Source organism: Lactococcus sp. EKM203L (genome assembly GCF_011800585.1).
In the GTDB taxonomy this organism is placed as follows: domain Bacteria; phylum Bacillota; class Bacilli; order Lactobacillales; family Streptococcaceae; genus Lactococcus; species Lactococcus lactis.
In genome coordinates, this window is the sequence record NZ_JAALEQ010000022.1 from 1 (window position 1) to 7,083 (window position 7,083).

The following is a 7,083-nucleotide window of genomic DNA, read 5'->3' on the forward strand; positions in this document are numbered from 1 at the left end:
TTTTAAACGTGAGTTAGTAATAATATAGAAAAAGCCCTTAAATAGGCTTGTATGTAATTGACTAAAACGTACAATTTCAGCTTTTAAATATGACCCTTATTTATGACCTGCTCTAACCTCACTATTCATCTGCATTCAAAAAAGAGCTCACAACTGTTAAGTTATGAGCTGGTTTTATTATATCCTTGACTTTTGTTCATAATATATATTTAAATCATTCACTCTAGAAATTAAATTTTTCACCATAAATTTGTGCACGATTTACACCACCATTCATTAATAATTTTTTAGTTCCTCTCATCATTTGAGGAGATCCCCCAATAAGATAGAACCCTTCTTTACTGTATAGTTTTATGATTTGTTCAGTAGTTAAACGCCCAATTTGAGAATGGTAAATAAACTTTGTATTTTTGTTTGCGATATTTATTAGTTCCGCTTCATAGATTAAATCTTCTTCTTTACTTGCAATTCTTATAAAGGTAATCGGCCTGCTATTTTGCAAGTTAATTGCTAGAGATATTAAAGGAACAGATCCAATTCCTGAGCCAATTAGAATTAAGTCGTTTGACTCATGCTCCTTCACTGCATGGTAGAGTCTACCATACGAACCATCAATAATTACTTTGCTTCCCAGTTTAAGGTGATTAATATTTTTTGTAAAATCAGCTTGATTTCGTATTGCAAACGTTAAAGTTCGCTTTTTGGAGTTATAATTAACAATTGAAAACGGATGAGGTTCTTTCATTCCTGAAACCTCTGGGAAACTAATAAATGCATAATCCCCAGCTTTAAATGAAGCACGATGTGTAATATGGATCCTTAATTCAGTGATATTATGAGAGAGTTTTTGATTACCAATTAGCTTTCCTGAATGATACAGTACTTTCTTGATTGTTTTCATATAAATATAAACACACGCAGTGAGGATAGAGTAGAGATAGAACCAAAACATGAATGAAGAAATAGAACGGATATAATCAATTAAGATGACATGACCAAAAACAAAAAGGGTAGCGACTAGATTTAGTTTATGTATCCAGACAGAAGTTTCATATCTGAATATTTTTTCTAGCTTTTTTTTAATGTGCCCCAGTAGTGAAAAATGGGAAGTTATCCAACCAGACAAAAAAATGATGGAATACAAAGCAATACCTATAAAGAGGTATAAAGCAATATTTCCAGTTAATGCAATAGCCCCATAAGAGTGAAGTAATTCTTTATGAATAAAAGAAAATAAAATAGCAGTACATCCCATTACTCCATGCGTAAAATACATTTCTGGTAATCCTATTAATGAGTCCAACCATTTAGGTTTTTCAGAAACCATAATTGAAAATAGCATCCAAACATAAGCAATTGAACCGAGTTGAGAAGCAAAAAGTTCTGATTGATTAATTGTTCCAGAGAGACCATGAGCTAAGGTAATGATTAATGGAAGTGGCAAGATAAAAATAGTAACCAACCAAAACAAACCTAGCCAATATTTATGAGATTTGAGCATGCTTCCGTTCCCCCTCTCTATCAATGATAATACTCTGAAACTTTTGTGGAAGAGCTAAGTTTGGATTAATCATCAAAGCAGTCGCATAAACATCTACAACTTGTAAACTCTCTCCAATAACAGTAGTTTGTACCAAAGAATTGTCCGCATTTTCAATATGATGCCCTCGTTCCATAATTCCTGAAGTCGCAATAGCTCCAGACTTCATTTTAACCTCATAGATGGCTTTCTTTTTATCAAAAGGATCAACAATACCAATGGTAAATGTCCAGTTGGAATCCTTTCTTGTCTTCATTTGCATATCTCCACCACCAATAAGGTTAACTGCATGAATTAATGGATTGCCTAAAAGAGGAGCTAGATATTGTTGGAATGCGGTTTCGATTGCCCAACCTTTAACAAAACCAGTTGTATCCAGAACCCCTGAATAATAATGATCAAAGGCATGTTCTGTCACACTTTTTGCTTGTTCACAAGAAGCAATCACATAACGCATCTCCTCTGATAAACTAAACCAATCTAGCTCCCCTCTTCTAAATTGATTCAATTCAGAATTTGCTTTGAAAGGGCTAAACTTTTTATCTATCTGATCTAAGTAGGATGATAAATTTTGAGAATTTTTTTTGAGTTCAGGATAAAGTTTTTCACTTGTTATCCTTTCTACAACTATTTGAGTAGTGAATGCAGTACCCATGGTAAATTTAACAAATGTTATAAGCTCCTTGTTGCTATCAATTAATTGAATTTTCTTTTGTCCCATTGTTATACCGCCTGATCTAGTGCTGCTTGGAGAGATTCGGTGTAACCATTATAAGTCACTGTTGCACCTGAAACAGCTTGAATATTGGCAGAATTTGCTTGTTTAGCTTCAGAAATGTAGATGGGCTCTGCTTGTACATCAATTTCTTGACTTCGAGACTCTCCATTTTCAGAAGTGCTTTTCAAAAAAGAGGTATCTGAAATTTTTCCTCCTGAAATTTTGATTTGTACTTGGACGTCCCCCCATCGAGTAGAGACAGTAGAGCCACTATAAGTACCATCCTTATATTCTCCGCTTGAACTGGTTGAAGAAGTAGAAGAACTGGAAGCCTCAGAAACTGCCGAGGTTGATGAGGTAGACGAACTAGAAGTTGAAGCTCCTTGTGACTGACTTTCAACTGTTGTAGTTCCTTGAATTTGTTTTGAATTTTGAGTGAAGAGATAATAACCATCTAATCCAATCGCTCCAACTATTCCTATTGAAGTAATGAATGCAAAAAATTTTTTCAAACCTATACTCTCCTTTTTTAACTTTTACTTCGTGCAATTACCATCCCCTTCTCCATAAAGGAAGATGCATCAAAACTTTCTTTTAAATTGACCATTGCTAATATTCCAATAATACTAAGATGAACATTTGTTAGTTAATACAATGAAAGTATCTATCGATCACTTTGAACGGAAAAAGAGAGAGATTTTATGATAATATACCATAAAAAAGTTGCAATTAATCCTACTTGAACAGCTGAAAAAACTTTCTTTAACAGTTATTCATAAGATTTTAGTAATTTCATAATTCGTTATTTTTAAACTGGTAATATTATTTTACTAGAAAGTTTTATAAATAACATTATATTTTAGTTGTTTTTTACTGAGAATTTCTCATACTCGATAGTGACGTTAGGTCAAGTTTTTAGAGTAACAAACGTAGAATTTTAATCTATTTATTTTAAGCACTTACCTTTTCAAATTGATTAGGTGTAAGATACCCTAAACTTTGATGGATTTTTTGGGTAGAAAATTCTACTTTTCTACTTTTCTAGTTCAACAGATTTTGACTACCAAAAAAAGAGAACAGATTTTCTATTCCCTTTTATCTTAGATATACTTCATGTTCTAGTTGATTGATATCATTTAAAATTCAATGACGCAACTGATTATTTTCTATCTTTCAAGGCTTTCAAAGCATAGAGGATAGAGACGGTATCGATGACTTCTTGGAGCAAAGCACCGATGATGGCTGGTAAGACACCGGTTGAAGCAATTAACATGAGCGCAATACTGATGAAGATGCCAATCAAAACAGCTTCTTTAGCGACTTTCATCGTTTCACGAGAGATTTTGATACTCTCAGGAACGAGATTTAAGTCATTTCTTAAAACGACAACGTCAGCACTCTCACTGGCAACCGTTGAGCCACTGGCCCCAAGGGCAATCCCGACATCTGATAAGGCAAGGGCGGGGGCATCATTGACACCATCTCCGACCATGACCATGGGACGGTGCGTTTCTGGCAATTCTTTTAAGATGCCAATTTTTTCACTTGGCATCAAACCAGCGTGCATTTCTGTAATGCCGAGTTCGCCTGCGACGAGTTCAGCTGTTTTTTGATTATCACCTGTCAGCATCAAAATGTGTTGCACATCTTGTGCTTTCAGTCGTTCAATCACGTGTTGAGATTCTGGCCGGATTTTATCTTCAAATAAAATTTTACCGATAAAGACCTCATCTTCACTGATAAAAACAGCTGTGCCATTCACTTTTGCATCTTCGGCATTGGCAAAGTTAGCCCGACCAATTCGATAGGTTTTAGTTTGGATAACACCACTTAAACCAAGTCCTGTAGACTCTCGTAAATCTGTTACCTCTAAAAGTGCTAAGTCTTTTTCTGCTGCACGTTTCACTAATGATTTCGCTAAAATATGGTTACTACCAATTTCCAAAGAGGCTGCGATTTGAAGCAAGTCATCTTCTGAATGCGTGGCCGTTTCAGGGGCGATAGACTTGACTTGTAAAATCCCTGTCGTTAAGGTGCCTGTTTTATCAAAAGCGACCGTTTTAGCGAGCGATAGTTTTTCGATGGTTGTGCCATTTTTAACGAGGAGGCCATTACGGGAGCTCCGACTCATGCCACCCACAAAGGCAATCGGTGCTGCCAAAATCAAGGGACATGGACTTGCCACAACCAAAACTTCAGCAAAACGGGTCATGTCACCCGAAATAAGCCAGGCGGCACCCGCAATGAGCAGCGATACAATGGTAAACGGCACCGCGTAACGGTCTGCTAATCTGACAAACTGGGCAGGCGTTGCTTCACTTTCTTTGACCAACTGAACGATTTTTTGGTACTGACTGTCGGATGCTTTTTTGCTGGCCCGAATCAAGACGGCTGTTTCACCGTTGATACTACCCGATAAAACCTCATCGCCAATAGCTTTCGTCACAGGTTCTGATTCACCAGTTAAGGATGATTCGTCAAACCAGCTATCACCTTCTAAAACGACACCATCAATCGGGACGACTTCGCTTGCTTTAACCAGCAAGACATCGTCAATGTCAATGTCATCAATGGGTGTATCTTCATAGCTATCGCCAACTTTTTTGTGGGCGAAAGTTGGTGAATTTTCTAGCAACTTATGCAGTTCACGACTGGCACGGTGTGCGGCATAGTCTTCTAAAGACTCTCCGCCAACAAGCATGACAACAATAATCAAGCTTGCCCAGTATTGACCAACAATCAAAGTGGAAGCAATCGCGATGATGGCGAGTAAGTCGACGCCAAAACGTCCGCTGCGTAGCGTTTTAATCATCTCAATAAACATCGAGATGGCTAGGATGGCCCCAGTCACTGTCACAAGTAAACGTGTCAAGGTTGGTTGCTTAAAGCCAAAATCTAATATAATCGCAATGATTGCGATCATAAATGTCAGGGTTAGTTTTTGCCAATTTTTCATAATTTGTCCTATATCATTTCTAAAAATCTCTTAGACTAGTATAGCACAAATGCCCTGAAATTGGCAGTCTAAAGCCTAACTTATGGATTTCTAGAATAAACGTCAAAACGTTTTGACGTTTTCGAAAAATAAGTCAAAACACTTTTACATTAAAAAACATACCAGCCTTAGCTCGTATGTTCTCTTTTTTTGTTAATAAAACAATTAAATGGCTTGTGTCACAAATGAGCGACTTTCTAAAACTTTTAACATGGCAGCAATTGATGTTATCCTTAAATCTTAGAGTCACTATTGTATAATTTAGACAAAGGACAAAATGGACTATTATCAAATAAATAGAAATAAAAAAGAAAAGCGTTCTAATCGTTTTTCCTTTTTTATCAGATGTCCATAAAATGGTCATTTTCTGAACACTCTTCTTTTCCTATTAAATTTCTCAAAATCATTTACATTTAATGTTTATTAACCCGTAATTTATTCTATGTTCATTTATATAAGTGCTTTCAAGTTATGGTACAATAGTATCAATGGAGGAATAAAAATGAATATTGGATATGCCCGAGTTTCAACTGGACTTCAAAATTTAGATTTACAAAAAGATAGCCTTGAAAAATATAATTGTGAAAAAATATTTACTGACCATATCTCAGGAAGTAAAAAAGAAAGACCTGGATTAAAATCCGCAGTTGAATTTTCCCGTCCTGGGGATACGATTGTTGTTTGGCGATTGGATCGATTAGGTAGAAATATGGAAGATCTCATTAATATTGTTAATTCTCTTAATAATAAGGGGGTAAGTTTTCATAGTCTACAAGAAAATATTACAATGGATAAATCAAGTTCGACTGGACAATTGATGTTTCATTTGTTTGCGGCTTTTGCGGAATTTGAGCGAAATCTTATTTTAGAACGTTCTGCCGCTGGTAGAGAAGCCGCACGTGCAAGAGGACGGCTGGGAGGAAGACCTGAAAAATTTTCGGAGCAAGACGTAAAACTTCTTAAAACCTTGGTAGAAAGTGGTACGCCGATTAAGTCGATTGCGGATTCTTGGGGAGTGTCAAGAACAACGATTTATAGATATATTAATAAGTTTTAGAATAAACTTAATACAAAAAATCAGATTATCCGCATAAATACAGTATTTAAGGACTATTCATCAATCAAAAAAGCAATTATTTTACCACGAATTTACCATGATTGAATGAGCCTTGATATGACAGCAAAAGAACAAGGGAGATTGCACAAAAGCGTGTACCTCCCTTTTCTTATTATTTGTATGAACCTTTATTTCTACATTTTTTTCTCAAGCACACTACTGATAATGATTAAAATAATCGGCTGGATTGCAATTTGACATTAGTCCACCCCTCATTTCCATAGTTGCCACCATTTTTTAGATTCTGTTTTTACCGGCTCTTTTTCTTTTGTCTTGTTTCGTTCTTCTTCTGATAACTTCAATTGAGCTTTCAGTCGTTCAATTTCTTCCTGTGCCTCACCCCTTATCGACGAGCCATCTTTCATATCCTCCTGAGGCATTTTAAGAGCTTTCAATTCATTGATTTCTGATTTATACTCTTCTAGTAATTTTTTATCCTGTAAGGCTAGACGTTGTTGCTGGTCTAAGAGGTTTTGAGTTTGCTTCTGTACTTCGATTAAATTATTTGCTTGGTTTTCATAATTCTTTATCTGTTGTTTTAAATAGTCTATCTGGTTATCTTTTAATAAATTCTTTTCTTCTAAAAAACTTATTTCTTGCTTATATCTTACCGCTGTGTCTGACTTACCACTTACTGCTGTGTCTGACTTACCACTTACTGCTGTGTCTGACTTACCACTTACCGCTGTGTCTGACTTACCACTTACCGCTGT

At 35.8% G+C, this 7,083-nt stretch carries 6 protein-coding genes; 1 reads left to right on the forward strand and 5 read right to left on the reverse strand.

Features of this window, described 5'->3' with window-relative positions; translation table 11 throughout:
* Positions 1-223: 223 nt before the first annotated feature.
* The 4 genes from HFD15_RS13635 to HFD15_RS13650 form a co-directional block, all read right to left on the reverse strand.
* A complete protein-coding gene (locus tag HFD15_RS13635) occupies positions 224-1,501 on the reverse strand; it encodes an FAD-binding oxidoreductase (RefSeq protein WP_167593765.1) in 1,278 nt (425 codons plus the stop codon).
* The gene (locus HFD15_RS13640; protein ID WP_099567313.1) at positions 1,485-2,261 is read right to left on the reverse strand and encodes an FAD:protein FMN transferase; all 777 of its coding nucleotides are present in this window, start codon (positions 2,259-2,261) and stop codon (positions 1,485-1,487) included. The genes HFD15_RS13635 and HFD15_RS13640 overlap by 17 nt, the downstream gene beginning before the upstream one ends.
* 2 nt (positions 2,262-2,263) lie before the next feature.
* Positions 2,264-2,770, reverse strand: a complete 507-nt coding sequence (locus tag HFD15_RS13645) for an FMN-binding protein (protein ID WP_099567314.1) — start codon at positions 2,768-2,770, stop codon at positions 2,264-2,266.
* Positions 2,771-3,417: 647 nt separating this feature from the next.
* A complete protein-coding gene (locus HFD15_RS13650; protein ID WP_167593766.1) occupies positions 3,418-5,214 on the reverse strand; it encodes a heavy metal translocating P-type ATPase in 1,797 nt (598 codons plus the stop codon).
* Positions 5,215-5,755: 541 nt separating this feature from the next.
* Here HFD15_RS13650 and HFD15_RS13655 point away from each other — a divergent pair.
* Entirely contained in the window at positions 5,756-6,310 is a 555-nt protein-coding gene (locus HFD15_RS13655) for a recombinase family protein (protein WP_167593767.1), read from the forward strand.
* Positions 6,311-6,582: 272 nt separating this feature from the next.
* Here HFD15_RS13655 and HFD15_RS13660 read toward each other — a convergent pair.
* The coding region (locus tag HFD15_RS13660; protein WP_238785377.1) for a hypothetical protein at positions 6,583-7,083 on the reverse strand (501 nt) is incomplete at its 5' end.